The sequence below is a fragment of the Actinomadura sp. NPDC023710 genome (assembly GCF_040639875.1).
Taxonomy (GTDB): Bacteria; Actinomycetota; Actinomycetes; order Streptosporangiales; family Streptosporangiaceae; genus Spirillospora; species Spirillospora citrea.
Genome location: NZ_JBFAGB010000025.1, coordinates 47,744 through 64,561 on the forward strand (window position 1 = coordinate 47,744; position 16,818 = coordinate 64,561).

At 73.7% G+C, this 16,818-nt stretch carries 13 protein-coding genes; 9 read left to right on the forward strand and 4 right to left on the reverse strand.

Going from position 1 to position 16,818, the window contains the following annotated elements; genetic code table 11:
• The 9 genes from AB0H37_RS26980 (at nucleotide 1) to AB0H37_RS27020 (ending at nucleotide 10,553) form a co-directional block, all read left to right on the forward strand.
• On the forward strand, nucleotides 1-1,110 hold the full coding sequence (locus AB0H37_RS26980) for a DegT/DnrJ/EryC1/StrS family aminotransferase (protein WP_329096130.1): 1,110 nt from the start codon (nucleotides 1-3) through the stop codon (nucleotides 1,108-1,110).
• Nucleotides 1,107-2,138 carry a Gfo/Idh/MocA family oxidoreductase gene (locus tag AB0H37_RS26985; RefSeq protein ID WP_360616056.1) on the forward strand — a complete coding sequence of 344 codons (1,032 nt, stop codon included), beginning with the start codon at nucleotides 1,107-1,109 and terminating at the stop codon, nucleotides 2,136-2,138. The genes AB0H37_RS26980 and AB0H37_RS26985 overlap by 4 nt, the downstream gene beginning before the upstream one ends.
• Nucleotides 2,128-3,732, forward strand: a complete 1,605-nt coding sequence (locus AB0H37_RS26990; protein WP_360616058.1) for a glycosyltransferase family 2 protein — start codon at nucleotides 2,128-2,130, stop codon at nucleotides 3,730-3,732. The genes AB0H37_RS26985 and AB0H37_RS26990 overlap by 11 nt, the downstream gene beginning before the upstream one ends.
• A 3-nt stretch (nucleotides 3,733-3,735) precedes the next feature.
• Nucleotides 3,736-5,040, forward strand: coding sequence for a nucleotide sugar dehydrogenase (locus AB0H37_RS26995; protein WP_360616060.1), 1,305 nt, complete (start codon nucleotides 3,736-3,738; stop codon nucleotides 5,038-5,040).
• A gap of 65 nt (nucleotides 5,041-5,105) precedes the next feature.
• The gene (locus tag AB0H37_RS27000; protein ID WP_360616062.1) at nucleotides 5,106-6,704 is read left to right on the forward strand and encodes a glycosyltransferase family 4 protein; all 1,599 of its coding nucleotides are present in this window, start codon (nucleotides 5,106-5,108) and stop codon (nucleotides 6,702-6,704) included.
• Between the two features lies 1 nt (nucleotide 6,705).
• On the forward strand, nucleotides 6,706-7,962 hold the full coding sequence (locus AB0H37_RS27005) for a glycosyltransferase (RefSeq protein WP_360616064.1): 1,257 nt from the start codon (nucleotides 6,706-6,708) through the stop codon (nucleotides 7,960-7,962).
• Nucleotides 7,959-8,498: a hypothetical protein gene (locus AB0H37_RS27010; RefSeq protein WP_179832098.1), complete on the forward strand. Its 540-nt coding sequence runs from the start codon at nucleotides 7,959-7,961 to the stop codon at nucleotides 8,496-8,498. The genes AB0H37_RS27005 and AB0H37_RS27010 overlap by 4 nt, the downstream gene beginning before the upstream one ends.
• A 4-nt stretch (nucleotides 8,499-8,502) precedes the next feature.
• Entirely contained in the window at nucleotides 8,503-9,954 is a 1,452-nt protein-coding gene (locus tag AB0H37_RS27015; RefSeq protein ID WP_329096115.1) for a glycosyltransferase, read from the forward strand.
• Nucleotides 9,951-10,553: a hypothetical protein gene (locus AB0H37_RS27020; RefSeq protein WP_329096113.1), complete on the forward strand. Its 603-nt coding sequence runs from the start codon at nucleotides 9,951-9,953 to the stop codon at nucleotides 10,551-10,553. The genes AB0H37_RS27015 and AB0H37_RS27020 overlap by 4 nt, the downstream gene beginning before the upstream one ends.
• A 24-nt stretch (nucleotides 10,554-10,577) precedes the next feature.
• On the opposite strand, the gene AB0H37_RS27025 is transcribed toward AB0H37_RS27020, so the two are convergent.
• The 4 genes from AB0H37_RS27025 to AB0H37_RS27040 all read right to left on the reverse strand — a co-directional run bounded on the left by AB0H37_RS27025 (nucleotide 10,578) and on the right by AB0H37_RS27040 (nucleotide 16,571).
• On the reverse strand, nucleotides 10,578-11,192 hold the full coding sequence (locus tag AB0H37_RS27025; RefSeq protein ID WP_329096111.1) for an acyltransferase: 615 nt from the start codon (nucleotides 11,190-11,192) through the stop codon (nucleotides 10,578-10,580).
• 40 nt (nucleotides 11,193-11,232) lie between these two features.
• Nucleotides 11,233-13,200: a glycosyltransferase gene (locus tag AB0H37_RS27030; RefSeq protein WP_360616067.1), complete on the reverse strand. Its 1,968-nt coding sequence runs from the start codon at nucleotides 13,198-13,200 to the stop codon at nucleotides 11,233-11,235.
• Between the two features lie 38 nt (nucleotides 13,201-13,238).
• Complete coding sequence (locus AB0H37_RS27035) at nucleotides 13,239-15,014, reverse strand: CDP-glycerol glycerophosphotransferase family protein (RefSeq protein ID WP_329096107.1); 1,776 nt, start codon at nucleotides 15,012-15,014, stop codon at nucleotides 13,239-13,241.
• 138 nt (nucleotides 15,015-15,152) lie between these two features.
• Nucleotides 15,153-16,571 carry a bifunctional cytidylyltransferase/SDR family oxidoreductase gene (locus tag AB0H37_RS27040; RefSeq protein ID WP_179832104.1) on the reverse strand — a complete coding sequence of 473 codons (1,419 nt, stop codon included), beginning with the start codon at nucleotides 16,569-16,571 and terminating at the stop codon, nucleotides 15,153-15,155.
• Between the last annotated feature and the right edge of the window lie 247 nt (nucleotides 16,572-16,818).

Here is a 16,818-nt window from a genome sequence, read left to right on the forward strand (position 1 = left end):
ATGCCCGTGGAATCGGAAAGGCCCGTCCCCGCGGCGAGTCCCGTGATCGGGGAGGCGGAGATCGAGGCGGCCGTCCGCGTGCTCCGCAGCGGGCGGGTCGTGCAGGGCCCCGAGGTCGCCGCGTTCGAGGAGGAGTTCTCCGCGCTGGTGGCGGGCCGCCACTGCGTCGCGGTCAACTCCGGGACCTCGGCCCTGCACCTGAGCCTGATGGCCCTCGGCGTCGGCCCCGGCGACGAGGTGATCGTCCCCTCGTTCACGTTCGCGGCCACGGCCAACGTCGTCCGCCTCGTCGGCGCCGAGCCGGTCTTCGTCGACATCGAGGCCGGCTCGTTCTGCGTCGACCCGGACGCCGTCGCCGCGGCGGTCGGCCCCCGCACCGCCGCCATCATGCCGGTGCACCTGTACGGGCACCCGGCGGCGATGGACCGCGTCGGCGCCATCGCGGAGCGGCACGGCCTCGCCGTCGTCGAGGACGCCTGCCAGGCGCACGGCGCCGCCCACGGCGGCACCCCGGTGGGCGCCCTCGGCACGATCGGCTGCTTCAGCTTCTACCCGACCAAGAACATGCACGCCCTCGAAGGCGGCATGATCACCACCGCCGACGCGGAGACCGCCCGGACGCTGCGGCTGCTGCGCAACCAGGGCATGGAGCAGCGCTACGCCAACGAGATCGTCGGCGCCAACGTGCGGCTCACCGACGTCGCCGCGGCCATCGGCCGCGTGCAGCTGGGGCGGCTGCCCGGCTGGACCGAGCGCCGCATCGCCAACGCCCGGTTCCTGGACGCCAAGATCACCGGCGCCGCGGTGCCGCCGGTCGCGCCCGGCGTGCGGCACGTCTACCACCAGTACACCGTCCGCGTCGCCGGCGACCGGGACGCCTTCCAGGGACGCCTTGAGGAGCGGAAGGTCGGCAGCGCCGTCTACTACCCGACGCCCGTCCACCGGCTCAGGCCGTTCCTGAAGGACGGCGCCCCCGACCCGCGCTGGGACCTGCCCGAGACCGAGCGCGCGGCGGCCGAGGTGCTGTCGCTGCCGGTGCACCCGTCCCTCGCCGACGACGAGCTGGCGCGCGTGGCCGACGCGGTCAACGCCGCCGGGGCGGCGTCGTGACCGCGCCGCTGCGGGTGGGCCTGATCGGGCTCGGCGTGATGGGGCGCAACCACGCCCGGGTGCTGTCCGGGCTGGACGGCGTCGACCTCGTCGGGATCGTCGACCCGGCCGGGCGGCCCGAGGGAACCCCGCACGGGGTGCCGCTGGTGCCGTCCCTCCAGCAGCTGCTGGAGGCCCGCATCGACTACGCGGTGGTCGCGTGCCCGACGGCGCTGCACGAGGAGATCGGGCTCGCGCTCGCCGAGGGCGGCGTGGGCGCGCTGATCGAGAAGCCGCTCGCCGAGTCGGTGGAGGCCGCCGAACGGCTGGTGACGGCGTTCGAGTCGCGCGGGCTCGTGGCCGGGGTCGGCCACATCGAGCGCTACAACCCGGCGCTGCAGAGCATGCGGTCCCGCCTGGAGGCGGGCGAGCTGGGCGAGGTGTTCCAGGTCGTCACGCGCCGCCAGGGCCCGTTCCCGCACCGGATCGCCGACGTCGGCGTCGTCAAGGACCTCGCGACCCACGACATCGACCTGACCGGGTGGGTCACCGGCCAGGACTACGTGTCGATCTCCGCGCACACCGTGGCGCGCAGCGGCCGTCCGCACGAGGACATGGTCGCCGCCGTCGGGCGCCTGACCGACGGCTCCATGGTCAACCACCTGGTGAACTGGCTGAGCCCGCTCAAGGAGCGCACCACCGTGGTCACCGGCGAGCGCGGCTGCTTCATCGCCGACACGCTCACCGCCGACCTCACCTTCTACGCCAACGGCGAGATGAACACCGAGTGGGAGGCGCTGCGCGCGTTCCGCGGCGTCTCCGAGGGCGACATGATCCGGTACGCGATCCCCAAGCGCGAGCCGCTGCTGGTCGAGCACGAGCGCTTCCGCGACGCGGTCCTCGCCGGGCCCGGCGGGTCGGCCCCGGGCGACGTCGTCACCCTGCGGCAGGGCCTGCGGACGGTCGAGGTGTCGGCCGCCGTCCTGAAGTCCGCCCGCCTCGGCGAGACCGTCACACTACAGCTCGCGGAGGTGCTGGATGGCGTCTGACCGAGATGCCGGAGTCCCCGACGTCACCGTCGTGGTCGCGGTCTACAACACGATGCCGTACCTGACCGACTGCCTGAACTCGCTGGTCGGGCAGAGCATCGGCCCGGACCGCATGGAGGTCGTCGCGGTCGACGACGGCTCCACCGACGGCAGCGGCGCCGAGCTGGACCGGTTCGCCGCGGAGCACCCCGACGTCATCACCGTCCTGCGCCAGGCGAACTCCGGCGGCCCGGCGGCCCCCAGCAACCGGGCGCTGGACGTCGCGACCGGACGCTACGTGTACTTCGTCGGCGCCGACGACCACCTCGGCCCCGAGGCGCTGGAGCGCATGGTCACGGCGGCCGACGAATGGGGCTCCGACGTCCTCGTCGGGAAGATGGAGGGCGTCAACGGGCGGGCCGTCCGGCGTCCCGAGCTGTTCGCCGAGAACCGCCCCGAGATCGACCTGTACGACTCGGTACTGCCGTGGGTGCTGTCGAACTGCAAGCTGTTCCGCCGCGAGCTGGTGGAGCGGCACAAGCTGCGGTTCCACGAGCACATGCGGATCGGCAGCGACCAGCCGTTCACCCTGGAGGCGTGCGTGCGCGCCCGGCGGATCTCCGTCCTCGCCGACTACACCTGCTACTACGCGGTGCTGCGCGACGACGGCGGCAACATCACGCAGGGCGCCGTCGACGTCCACACCCGGCTCGAATGCGCGGAGAGCCTCTTCGGCGTCGTCGCCGACCTGATCGAACCCGGCCCGAAGCGGGACGCGATCCTCAGGCGGCACACCCGCTGGGAGCTGACGATGCCGACGCGGGAGGGGTTCCTCGAACTCGACCGCGCGACGCAGGAGGACGTCTGCGCCCGCATCGGAACGCTCGTCGAGCGGTACGTGACCGACGAGGTCCTCTTCACGCTGCCCATCGTCCGCCGCGCGCGGCTCCGGCTGGCGCAGCTCGGCGAGGTCGACCTGCTGTGCGAGGCGATCCGGGACGGGGTCGCCGAGCGCTCCTACCTGATCGCGCTCAAGGACGGCCGTACCCACCTCGCCTACCAGGGCTTCGAGGACCCCCGCCCGGAGCTGGCGGACGACCTGTTCGAGATCACCAAGGGGATGCGCAAGCGGCTGTCCCAGGAGGCCCGGACGGTCGCCGTGCGGCCCGACCGCGACACCGTGGAGATCACCGTCCGGACCCCGCTCACCGGTCCCGAGGCCGGCGACCCCGCGACCGTCCGGCTCGCGCTCGCCCCCCGCGGCGGCGGCGAGACCCTCGACCTCGACGAGCACACCACCCGCGAGGCGCGCGAGGACGGCCTGCACGTCACCGCCCGGATCCCGGCGGCGCTCACGGCGGCGTCCGGCAAGCACCGGCACGCGCTGCGGCTCATCGTCCGGGCGGCCGGGGAGACGCACGACATCACCGTGCCGGTGGGGGCGTCCGTGGTGCCCGGCCCGCGCGGCGAGCTCTTCTGGCACCGGGCCAGGCCCTACCGGCTGGCGGTGGCCGGCGACGACCGGCACGGCACGATGATCGAGACACGTCCGGTACGTCCGGCCCAGGCCGTCGCCCAGCGGGTCCGGCGCGTGACGTCCCTTGGAGGTAGGTAGCACATGCGGATCTGCGTGGTCGCGCTCGGCAAGATCGGTCTCCCGCTCGCGGTGCAGTTCGCCCGCAAGGGCCACCGGGTGATCGGCGCCGACGTGGACGAACGCGTCGTGGCCGAGGTCAACGCGGGGCGCGAGCCGTTCCCCGGCGAGGCGGAGCTGGACGTCCACCTCGGCGAGGCGGTGCGGGCCGGGCTGCTCACGGCGACGACCGACACGGCGGCGGCGGTCGCCGAGTCCGAGGCGGTCGTCGTGGTCGTCCCCCTGTTCGTGGACGGGGCGGGCGTCCCGGACTTCGGCTGGATGGACGCCGCGACACGCTCCATCGCGCAGGGCCTGCGACCCGGCACGCTCGTCAGCTACGAGACGACGCTGCCCGTCGGCACCACCCGGGACCGCTGGGCCCCGATGCTGGCGGAGGGCTCCGGCCTCACCGCGGGCGCCGGCTTCCACCTGGTGTTCAGCCCGGAGCGCGTGCTGACCGGACGGGTGTTCGCCGACCTGCGCCGCTACCCCAAGCTCGTCGGCGGCGTCGACGAGGCGTCCGCCCGGCACGGCGTCGAGTTCTACGAGCAGGTCCTCGACTTCGACGAGCGGCCGGACCTCGACCGCCCGAACGGCGTCTGGGACCTCGGCTCCGCGGAGGCCGCGGAGCTCGCCAAGCTCGCCGAGACGACCTACCGCGACGTCAACATCGGCCTCGCCAACCAGTTCGCCCGCTACGCCGACGCGGCGGGCGTGGACGTCATGAAGGTCATCGAGGCCTGCAACACCCAGCCGTACAGCCACATCCACCAGCCGGGCATCGCCGTCGGCGGCCACTGCATCCCGGTGTATCCGCGGATGTACCTGTGGAACGACCCGGACGCGACCGTCGTCCGTGCCGCCCGCGAGGCCAACACGGGCATGCCCGAGTACGCCGTCGGCCTCCTCGCCGACGCCTACGGCGATCTGACCGGCGCCGGCGTCCTCGTGCTGGGCGCGGCGTACCGGGGCGGCGTCAAGGAGACGGCGTTCTCCGGCGTCTTCCCCACGGTGGAGGCGCTGCGGGGGCGCGGCGCCGTCCCGTACGTGTCCGACCCGTTGTACACCGCCGAGGAGCTGGAGGCCCTGGGCCTGCCGCCCCACCGCGGCGAGTCGGTCACGGCCGCGATCGTGCAGGCCGACCACGCCGCCTACCGCGAACTCGGCGCGGACGACCTGCCGGGCGTCAAGGCGCTGGTCGACGGCCGCCGCGTCACCGACGCCGCCCGCTGGCCCGGAGTACACCGCGTCGTCATCGGCGCCCCGGACGCTCGGACCGGTTCGTAGACGCCTCGCTGACCGCTCGGGCCGGTCCGCGCAAGCGCCCCGGCCGACCGCAACTGGAGAATCGAATGCAAATCGAAGACGGGACGGTTCCCGGTGCGCCGTCGCGCGGCCGCGTCGTCATGCTCGTCGACAACGATGTCGTGCGCGACTCCCGGGTGCAGAAGGCCGCGAAGTCGATGGCCGAGGCGGGCTGGGAGGTGCACCTGCTCGGCAGCGCGAGGGGCAAGAGGCGCCGCTCGTGGGACCTCGGCGGCGCCCGCGTGCGCCTCCTGCCGGTGCAGCACGTGCTCCTGCGCGACCGGCACGGCGTCCTGCGCGCCATGCTGCGCCGCCCGCTCGCGTACGGGCACCCGAAGGTGGCGGACTACCGGCGGCGGCTCGTGCAGTCCCGGCGCGCCGACCTCGCCGCGGCGCGCCTCGACCGCAAGTCCCGCGGCCCCGCGCGCAAGGTGTGGCTGCTGGCCCGGCGGGTCACGGCGAAGCTCCAGTCGCGGTGGGTCGCGCTGCGGGTGCGGCAGACCGAGTCGCTCGCCGCGGCCCGCGGCAACCCGCGCGCGCCGATGGAGCGGCTCGCGATCAACTTCTGGATGAAGGTCCTCGGCGACCGCGCGTGGCGCGTCCTGCAACGCAACCTGTGGGACTGGGACAGCGCCTACGGCAAGGTCATCGACAAGCTCGAACCCGACATCGTCCACGCCAACGACTTCCGCATGCTCGGCGTCGCGGCGCGCTCGGTGCGGCGGGCCCGCGCGAAGGGCCGGACGGTGAAGCTCGTGTGGGACGCGCACGAGTTCCTGCCGGGCATCCGCCCCTGGGGCTCCGACCCGCGCTGGCATCCCGCCATGTGCGCGTACGAGCGCGAGTACGCGGGCGACGCGGACGCGGTGGTGACCGTCTCGGAGGCGCTCGCCGACCGGCTGATCGAGCGCCACGGCCTGCGCGGCAGGCCGACCGTCGTGCTCAACGCCCCGATCACCGGGGGCGAGCCGAGCACGTCCGATCCGGTCCCCGACATGCGGGAGATGTGCGGCGTCGGCCCGGACACCCCGATCGCCGTCTACAGCGGCGCCGCCGCCCCGCAGCGCGGCCTCGACATCATGATCGAGGCGCTGCCGCGGCTGCCCCGGCTCCACGTCGCCCTGGTCGTCTCCTCGGCGGGGTCCGAGTATGTCCGCGGCCTGGTCGCCCGCGCCGCCGAACTCGGCGTCGCCGACCGCGTCCACACGGTGCCGTACGTGCCGTTCGACCAGGTCGTCCCGTTCCTGGCGGCGGCGGACATCGGCGTGATCCCGATCCACCACTGGCCCAACCACGAGATCGCGCTGATCACGAAGTTCTTCGAGTACTCGCACGCCCGGCTGCCGATCGTCGTGAGCGACGTGGAGGCGATGGGCGACATGGCGAAGGCCACCGGGCAGGGCGAGGTCTTCCACGCCGAGGACCTCGACGACTACGTGCGGGCGGTCGAGGCGGTCCTCGGCGACCCGGGGCGGTACCGCGCCGTGTACGACGACCGGCCCGACCTGCTCCACGAGTGGACGTGGGAGGCGCAGGCCGAGATCCTGGACGGCGTCTACGCCAAGCTGCTGCCGTCCGCCGCGAGGCGCGCCCCGGGCGCGCCCCCGGCGGGTCCGGACGACCAGCTCATCGGCGCGCAGGACTGACGTGGCGGCGGACGGGAGAGTCGGCGCGGGCGTGGCCGTCGTCACGCCCTGGTATCCGAACCCGATGCAGGAGTGGGCCGGGTCCTTCGTCCGGTCGATGGTCGAGGCGACGGCCCCGGGCTGCGGCGACGTCACCGTCTACCACACCGAGGCGTGGCTGATGAGGCGGCCCGCGGAGGAGGTCGAGGCGGCGCGCGCGGCGCATCGCCGCCTCCTGCCGGTCGCGCTGCACCCCGCGCCCGACGTCGCGGGCTCCCGGCTGGTGCGCGTCCCGGTGCCGACGGTGCCGGACTACACCTTCGCCGAACTCGCCGTGCAGCACGCCCGGTGGCTGCGCGAGGCGCTGGGCGGCGAGCCGATCCCGGCGCCCGTCGTCCACGCCCACGTGGGGCTGCGCGGCGGCTGGACGGCGCTGGAGAACGCCCGCCCGGACGCGCGGGTGTTCGTCACCGAGCACGCGTCCTTCCTGGACAAGGTCCTGGAGCAGCCCGACTCCCGGGAGATGTACGAGCGGGTCCTGGAGCGCTGTACCGGTTTCCTCGTGGTCACCGACGTGCTGCGGGACACCCTCGCCGAGGCGTTCCCGGCGCTCGCCCACAAGATCGAGATGATCTCCAACCCGATCGCGTTCGGGGAGCCGCGCGAGCGTCCCGTCACCGAGCTGCGGCGCTGGCTGTACGTCGGCACGCTGGTCGAGCGCAAGGGCGTCGGCTGGCTGCTGGAGGCGTTCGCCGAGTGCCTCGCCGACGACCCGGGACTGACGCTGACGATGGCCGGGCCGGGCGTGCTCGCCCGGCGGCTCCAGGAGCGGGCCGCCGAACTGGGCGTCGAGCACGCGGTGTCGTTCCTCGGCGCCGTCGCCCCCGACGAGGCCGCGCGGCTCATGCGCGAGCACGACCTGCTCGTCCACCCCGCCCGGTGGGAGACCTTCGGTGTCACGATCATCGAGGCGGTGGCGGCGGGCCTGCCGGTACTGGTCACCCGCTGCGGCGGCCCCGAACGCACACTGGCCGGCATAGAAGCCGCCGCAGGGGAAATGATCGACGTCGAGGAGAACGCGAGCTCGATCGTCGCCGGGTACCGCCGCCTGCGCGACCGCTTCCCGGACGGCCTCGACCTGGCGAAGGCCCGCGAGATCCTGGACGGGCGCTTCGGGTACCGCACGGTGGCCGAAGCGCACCACCGGCACTGGTTCCCGGAGGGCGCGGCCGCGCGTGCCGCGAACGACGGTGCCGCGAACGGGGGAGAAGAAGCGTGAACGTGCTGTTCGTGGCGCTCGGCGCCTCCCGCCGGCCCGCGGTCGTCCGGGAGGCGGCGCAGGTCGTCGCGGACGGGGGCAGCGCAGCCGTGCTGGTGCGCAAGTCCTCGACGTGGGCGAAGGACCCGCTCCCGGACGGTGTCGACGCCGTCGAGCTGTCCGCGCTCGAACGGCGCTACCGCCCCGACGCGGTGCGGATCCCGCTGTACCGGATCCCGGGGCTGCTGCTGCGCGTGTGCTTTCCCGGGCCGCTGCGCGGGCTCGGGAAGCGGATCGACTCCGCGTACCGCAGGCGCGTCGCCCGGCCCATCGACCGGCGGCTGGCCCGTCGCTACCGGCGCGACGCCGGTGCGGTGCGCCGCCGGACGGTCGAGCGAGACCTGCTGCACGCCCGCTCCATCGACCTCGTCGTCATCGCGGACCCGCAGTCGCTGGTGACCGTCGCCGAGCTCGCGGACACGATCGCGGGCGCCGGAGCGACGCTCTCCTACTCCGTCGCTCATGAAAGGTCCCCGGCAGGCAACGCCAGAGGATGACGCCATGACCGAACGCCGCCCACGCCTTCTCTACCTGGCCTTCTACTTCCCGCCGTCCCGTGCGAGCGGCGTGTACCGGCCACGGGCGACCGCCAACCGGCTGACGGAGCTGGGCTGGGACGTCACGGTCTTCGCGGCGCCGCTCCCGTTCCTGTACGACACGATCGGCTCGGTCGACGACCGGCTGACGAAGACCGTCGACCCGCGGATCACGCTGGTGCGGCCGGACCTGAACCGGTTCGTCTGGCAGACGGACCTTCGCGAGTACAGCCGGTTCCGGGGGACGTTCCCCCAGCTGGCCCAGTCGCTGTACACGTGGGGGCAGAAGCACGTCTTCCCGGAGCACTACGCGTCCTGGGCTCGCGACTCGGTCCGGCGCGCGCTGCGGATGCACGCGCGGCGCAGGTTCGACGTGGTCCTCGCGACGGGGAACCCGTACTCGTCGTTCGCCGCGGCCTGGCTGTTCCACAAGCTGACCCGCACCCCCTACGTCATCGACTACCGCGACTCCTGGACCCTCGACCAGTTCAGCGAGGAGCCGATGTTCGAGGACGGGCATCCCGCCTGGCGCTGGGAGCGCCGGGTGCTGCGGTCCGCGGCGAACTCGCTGTACGTCAACGACGCCCAGCGCGCCTGGCACGCCGAGCGCTACCCGCGCGCGGCGGACCGCATGATGACCGTCCTGAACGGGTGGGACGCCGACACGCTCCCGCAGAGCGCCGCGCCGCCCCCGGCCGCCCGCGCGACGACGGACGGGCACGCGCCCCGCTTCTCCTTCGTCGGCACGGTCACCGACAAGCAGCCCATCGAGGAGCTGATCGAGGGGTTCTCCCGTGCGCGCGCGCATTCGGACATGCGGGCCGCCACCCTGGACTTCTACGGCTACTTCGGGTTCTTCCAGGGCACCGACGACAAGCTCCGCAAGCGTTTCGCCGCCGCGGCAGAAGCGGCCGCCGCGGCCGTCAGCGCCCAGGAGGTCGGGGGCGGGGCGGCGGTGGCCGAGCAGGCGGAGCTCGCCCACGGCGGGGAGGACGACGAGCACGTGCTCGCCCCCGGGGTCCACCACCGCGGGCCGGTGTCCAAGACGGCGCTCGCCGACGTCTACCAGGACTCCGACGTGCTGGTCTTCCTCAACGGCGGCGGACGCTACGTCACCTCCGGGAAGATCTTCGAGTACATGGCGGCGGGACGTCCCATCGTGTCGGTCCACACGCCCGGGTCGGCGGCCGAGGAGCTGCTGCGCGGGTACCCGCTGTGGTTCAACCCGGGCGGGCTCGCCCCGGCCGACATCGCCGCCTCGATGGTGGCGGCGGCGAAGGCGGCGGCCGGCCTGGACGAGAGGCAGGTGGCGGAGGCCCGCGCCTACGCGGACCGCTTCGAACGGAACGTGACGCTGGAGCCGCTCGTGGGACGGCTCACCGAGCTGGCCGCCCGCCGGCGCGGCGTGGGCGGGTGATCATGTTGGGAGACGGCGACGTGCACGGCGCGCGACCCCCGAAGGTGCTGGTCCTGGCGATGGACCCGAGGCTGACCATGGACCCCGTCCCGAACGTGCCGCCCAAGCGCCAGCACAAGAGGGTCATCGGGCTGGCCGGGTACTTCGCGGAGGAGGGCGCGCGGGTCGACGTGGTGACCGCCGAGCCGGACGGGTGGGCGAACCTGGACGAGCGGGTGCGCCTGCACCGGCTCGACAAGGCGGAGGCCCGGCACCCGCTGCCCTGGCTGGAGCACACGGTCGTGATCAGGGCGCCGCGGATCGCCGTCCGGCCGGTGGCGCGGGCGGGCCCTCTCGGCGCCCGCCTGGACCGCCTCCGGAGCCGCGTCTCCCGCGCCGTGCACCGGCGGCTCTTCGTGCCGTTCTACCGGCACGTCCGGCCGCACCTGCTGGCCCGCATCGCGCGGCGGCGCGTCCTGCGCGAGATCGACACGGGCGGGCTCGTCCGCGTCGTCGTCATGGACCGGACGTCGGTGCCGCTCGGCCGCCGGCTGGCCCGCCTGCACCCCGACCTCGTCGTGACGACGCGGCAGGTGCGCAGCCTCGACGCCAAGCCCTGACCGGGCCCGCCGCCTGCTCCGGCTTCAGCCCTTCTCGGTCAGGACGGTCGTCTCCGAGCCGTCGCCGGCGGGCGCCTCGACGTAGATCTCACCGGTCCGCGGGCACTCCCACGTCCCGTCGGAACGCTCGGTGAGCCGGGCGCCGGCCCTGCCGACCCAGCCGATCCGGCGGGCGGGGACGCCCGCGACCAGCGCGAAGTCGGGGACGTCGCGGGTCACCACCGCGCCCGCGGCGACCATCGCCCAGCGGCCGACGCGGACCGGCGCGACGCACACGCTGCGGGCGCCGAGCGAGGCGCCCTCGGCGACGTGGACGCCGACCGCCTCCCAGTCGTCACCGCGCTTCAGCCTGCCGTCCGGGTCCACCGAGCGGGGCTCCCGGTCGTTGGTGAGCACGACGGCGGGACCGACGAACACGCCGTCCTCCAGCACGGCGGGCTCGTAGACGAGCGCGTGGTTCTGCAGCTTGACGTTGTCGCCGATCCGCACGCCCGTGCCGACGTAGGCGCCGCGTCCCACGATGCAGCCCGTGCCGAGCCGGGCGCCCTCGCGGATCTGCGCGAGGTCCCACACGGTGGTGCCGTCGCCGAGTTCCGCGCCGGGGTCGACCTGGGCGCTCGGCAGGATGCGGTGACTCATTCGGTGCCTTCCATGCGAAGGTTCAGCGGGTGGATGCGGGTCACGACCGCGGCTTCGTGCCCCCGCCGGGGAGCAGCCGCCGCCAGGTGCGCCTCGCCAGCGACGCCAGCGGCGCGGTGACGTGCACGGTCGCCGTCCTGCGGTCCATCTTGACGTGCACGCGGCGCGGGGGCACCAGCGACGCGGTCACCGGCCCGAGGACGCCGCCGCCCTCGGCCGGCAGGCGCACCGGGACGGGATCGCCCACGCCGTCGACCGCGAAGCGGGCCCGCCAGCGGCCGGGACGCGCGCCCGCGAGGGAGAGGTCGGCGCGCAGGCGGGACGGGTCGTCCGGCGTGGCCTCCAGCACCGCGCGGATCGTCGTCCCGTCGTCGGCGTGGTGCAGCACGACGCTCATCGCGGGGCCGTCGCCGAGGACGGGCGGCGCGTCGGCCTGCACCCGGACCCGCCGCCCCGGCCCCCAGCCGACCTCGACGTCACGGAAGTCGGCGGAGGTGAGGGCGCCGCCGATCTCCAGCGCGAGGGGCCCGCCGTCGCGCTCCTGCCTCGGGCGCAGGAGGCGGGCACCCGCCAGGGCCGCCCGGGGGAGGGGCAGATCGCGCGGCTTGACCAGCGGCAGCGTCCGCACGTGCCCGCTGAGCGAGACCTCGATCTGGACCGTCCAGCCGCCGTTCCGGAGGGGTGCCGCCCGCGGGCCGAGAGCGGCGGTGAAGGACACCTCGACGCCGTCGTCCACGGGCGCGGCCGGGACGGTCTCGCACTCCACCGGGCGGCGGGCGCCGTCGCCGTCCGTCAGCAGCAGGCGGACGGCCGGGCTCTCCTCGTCCACGTCCTGGACGAGCACCGTGCCGCCGACCATCAGGGCGCCGTCATCCCAGGCCAGCCGCGCCAGGGTCGGCCGGACGGCCAGCGGCTTGGGGCTCGCGAAGCACGCGTCGGGAATGCGGACGGCGGGGTCGCGGAAGAACGGGTACTTCACGTAGGCGCGCCCGTCCTCCAGGTGGAGGCGGGGCCGCGTCCCGCTGCGGCGGAACCGCAGGACCTCCACCAGCTCGTCGTCGAGATCGTGCAGGACGCAGTGCGCGATCACCCGGTGGAGGGGGAGGGCCAGCTCCTGCTGGGCGGGGGTGTACCACTCCTCCAGCAGTTCGCGGCAGCCCGCGAGGGTGATCTTCTGGTCGTCGGGCGAGGAGTCCAGGTAGAGGCGGTCGAGGCGGCCGAAGACCTCCAGCCGCAGGTAGCGCCGGTTCAGCCGGTCCCGGGTCTCGCCCGGCTCGGTGTGGTCGGCGACCTGCCGCATCGCCTGGGCGATGATCGCGTACAGGTCGGCGGGCGGGGCGCCCGCTCCCTGCGTCGCGCTGGAGCCGTCCTCGCGGGCGGCCCAGTAGTAGCAGTCGTAGTCGGCCAGGACGGAGACGCCGCCGGCGTTCAGGTACGCGCCGGCGGTGAAGAGCTGGTCCTCGTGGGCCACCAGGCCCTCGGTGAAGCGGAGCCCCGCGCCCTCGACCAGGGACCGGCGGAAGAGCTGGAGCGCGGCCATCGACATGCGCCCGAACAGGTCGCAGTCGGGGTCGAGCACGTGGGTGCGCTCGATGGAGCGGGCGAACACCTTGGGCGACTTGCGGCCGCCGGTTCCCACCTGCTTGCCGAGCACGACGTCGGTGCCGTTGCGCTCGGCCATCGCCGTCATGCGCTCCAGCGCCTCCGGGGCCAGGCGGTCGTCGGCGTCCAGGAAGAACACGAACGTCCCGGACGCCAGCTCCAGGCCCCGGTTGCGCGGCGCGCCCGCGCCACCGGAGTTCGGCTGGTGGAGGACCGTCAGCCGGTCGTGGGTGCGGGCGAGTTCGTCCAGCAGTTCGCCGCCGCCGTCGGTCGAGCCGTCGTCGACGGCGATGACCTCGACCTGCTCGGCGGGCAGGGACTGGGCGAAGACCGACTCCAGTGCCCCGCCCACCGTGTCCCGGCACTGGTAGACCGGGACGATAACGCTGACCAGGGGTTGCCTCATGGCCCCTCTACGCTCGGGAGGTGACTGTGAAGGCCACTCTAGGCGTGCTCGGTGGCCGCGGTGACCGCTCGCCGGGGGATTTCGTACATCGTCGACCTGGGGCCGGCCTGCGCGAGCGCGTCGACGGCGGCGGCGAACCGCGTCATGGCGTCCGGCTGCTCGGGGCCCAGCAGGTAGTCGCGGAGCGTGCGCCGCTCCGCGGCCAGCGGGTCCTGGCCGGGCGTCGCCGCGACGGCGAGGATGTCGGTCAGTTCGCCGCAGCCGGGGCTCAGCAGGTAGGCCGCCGACGCGGACGGGAACTCGGTCTTGAAGAGGTTCTCGTCCATACCGTCGGGGTTGGCGACCACGTACGGCTTCAGGCTCGGGATGTAGTCGGAGATCACGCTGCTGATGTCGGTGATCAGCATGTCCGAGCGGTTGAAGCACTCGTAGAGGGAGGCGTCCGCGCCGGTCACCACCTGGTGGCCGCCCGCGCCGCTCCGGTTCGCCTGCTCGATCATCCGGATGAGCCGGGCGTGCACGGCGGCGGCCTCCGCCAGGCGCCGGCCGGTGTAGGGGTGCGGCCGGTAGATGACGCGCAGCCGCGGCCCCTGCTCCAGCAGCGTCCGGACGATCCGCTCGCCCATGCCGAGCAGGGAGCTGTAGCCGTGCTCGCTGTCCCAGCCCTCCCAGGTGGGCGCGTACAGGACGGTGGGGACGGGCCCGCCGGACGGCTCGGTGGTGATCTCGCCGAGTTGCGGGCGGCCCACCTCGACGATGGCCTCGTCGCGCACCCCGGCGTCGGAGTTGTGGTAGCGGTCGCGGCCCGCCGGGCCGGCCACCCACACCTCGTCGAAGACCTTGCTGACGGGGTTGGAGCTCGGGCCCTTGTCGCTGTCGCCGTGCCCGACGAACACGTGCTTGATGTGCTCCTCGCGGAGCAGGTGGAGGTTCTTGCCGGTGTTGCCCGGGTAGAGCGCGACCTTCACGGTCCCGAGGTCGAAGTTCATCATGTCCTCGGCCCGCGTGATGCACACGACGGGGAGCCGGGTGGGCGCGAGCGCGCCGACGACCTCGGGGGAGCGGACGAGGACCATCGCCTTGCGGTCCAGCCGCTCCAGCGTCTCCAGCCACATGTTGGCCTGGTAGACGGTGGTGGGCGGGCCGGTGAAGTACAGGACGATCTCGGGCTTGTAGTGGTCCACGCGGCGCTGCACGTCGCGGCCCGACCGTTCGGCGTCGAGGAGGGCGCGCATCCGGCGCAGCCGCGGCGCCTGCGCGGCCGCGACGGCGATGGCGGCCGCCGCGGTGCCGAGGAGTCCGGCGACCACCAGGGCCGGGAGGCCGAGCAGGAGCCCGGCGGTTCCGAACAGCAGCGGCAGGAGGTCGGCCTGGCTCTCCAGCAGGAGCGTCAGCCGGGCCTGCCAGGCGGCGCCGGGGACGGGGGAGGCCGGCTCGCCCTGCCCGAGGTTGCGGGTGACGAAGGGGAGCCGGTTGACGCGCCGCGAGGCGACCGCGCCGGCGAGGGTCGCGGCGCGGATCCAGTCGACCAGCAGGAGGCCGATGGCCGCCAGGACGACGGTCGGCCTGCCGGCGTCGCCCGACTGGACGAGCAGCAGCACGAGGGCCGCCTGCCGGACCAGCACCCGCGCGCCCGGGTTCATCTGGCCCCAGCGCAGCGGCCTGGCCGCGTCCGGCAGCGTTCGCCCGAGGGCGAACTCGGCCGTGTAGCAGAGCACGGCGGCGCCGAGGAACGCCCAGGGCGACCCGGCCGCGGCGGCCCCGATCAGCAGCCCGAGCGTGACGGGCAGCGCCAGCACCGATGAGTACCGCATGAGAGTTGAGTACCGGGAGACGAGACGCCGCACGGCACACCTCCGTCTTGTCAGCGCCTGAGGGATGGCGCATTTGGGGAGAGGGGAAGGGGGGACCTGCGCCCGCCGGGCCGAGCGGGCGCGTGCGGGGGTGGGGTGTCAGCCGGAACGGCCGCCGAGGAGGGGGTCTTCACGACGCACGTCGATGACCTGCCCGGTGAGGCTGGAGAGCAGGACATTGAGGGAGGTGCGGGCCACCTGGTCGGCGCTCAGCAGGGTGTGCGGGGGCTCCTGGCCGAACGCCGCGGTCCGCATGGGGGTGCTGGTCCGCTCGGGGTTGATGCAGTTGATCCGCACCTTGTCGCCGGACCACTCGTCGGCCAGCGCCTGGGTGAGGTTCACCGTGGCGGCCTTGGCGGAGGAATACAGGCTGTAGTCGGCGCGCCCGCGGGTGTAGGAGCTGGAGGTGTAGAGCAGCAGCTGCCCGCCGGTCTTGGCGAGGTAGGGGTACGACGCCCGCGCGATGTGGATCGGCGCGAGGTAGTTGACGCGCAGCGCCTCCTCGATCGCCTCGGGGTCGATGGCGTCGAGCCGGCCGATCCGCAGGATGCCCGCCGTGTTGACGACGAAGTCGACGCGGCCGGTCGCCGAGTAGGCCTGCGCGAGCGCGCCGGCGACGTCGTCGGGCCGCTCGACGTGGGTGCGGGTGGCGCCGCGGCTGTAGCCGAAGACGCGGGCGCCGAACCGCTGGGCCAGCTCCGCGATGGAGGCGCCGATGCCCTGGCTGGCGCCGAACACGACCATCGTCTTGCCGCCGAGGGCCTCGGCGTACTCGTCCTCGGTCAGGTCGGGGGCGTCGGAGGAGGCGAGCTGGAACAGCTTGTCCGCGACGAACATGTCGACCGGCTCGGTGACCTTCATGTTGTGCTCGTCGCCGGGGACGACGTAGATCGGAGTGCCGGGCAGGTAGCGCAGCACCACCGTGCAGTCGTCGGTCGCCTCGAAGTTCTCGTCCCGCCACGCCTTCTCGTAGGCGTCGCGGATGGTGGCGAGCCGGAAGCCCTGCGGGGTCTGCCCGCGGCGCAGGTTCGCCCGGCGCGGGACGTCCACGATGACGTCCTGGTCGACCTGGATGATCGTGTCGGCGGACGGGATCGCGACGTCCACCGCCCGGTGCTCGCGCAGCGCGGCCACGCAGTCGCGGATGATGCGCTGCGAGAGCAGCGGGCGCACCGCGTCGTGGAACAGCACGCTGGTCGTCTCGGCCGGGTGGTCGGCGAGGGCGTCGAGGGCGAGCTGCGTGGTGGCGTTCCGGGACGTCCCGCCGGGGAGCACGGCCTTGACCTTGGTGCAGCCGGCCTTCCGCACGCAGTCCGCGGCGTCCTGGATGAACCCGGGGTTCATCAGGACGATGATCTCGTCGACGTCGGGGGCCTCCTCGAACACGCCCAGCGTGTGTTCGAGGATCGTCTTCCCGGCGATCTTGAGGAGCTGCTTGGGAGTGCTGAGACCCATCCGCTGTCCGCTGCCACCCGCAAGGATGACGGCTACGACGCGATGCTCACCCTGCGGCGCCATGACCAATGCGACCGTCCTTATTCTTCATGGCAGCCGGAACGGCGGCCGAAAACCGAACGTGATGCAGTCACCCGTGGGATCTGGGGGTGCGGGCGGCACGGCTTTCGCAGGGCTGGTGATCCGCACAGGGGGGAACTGCCGCCTAACTGTACCCGGTCTGTGGAACTTTGAGGCGAATTCACCAACGTTCCAGATTCCTGTAACCCTTGCGTGAAGGGGCCTGCGGCGCCCCGGACCATGATCGTTG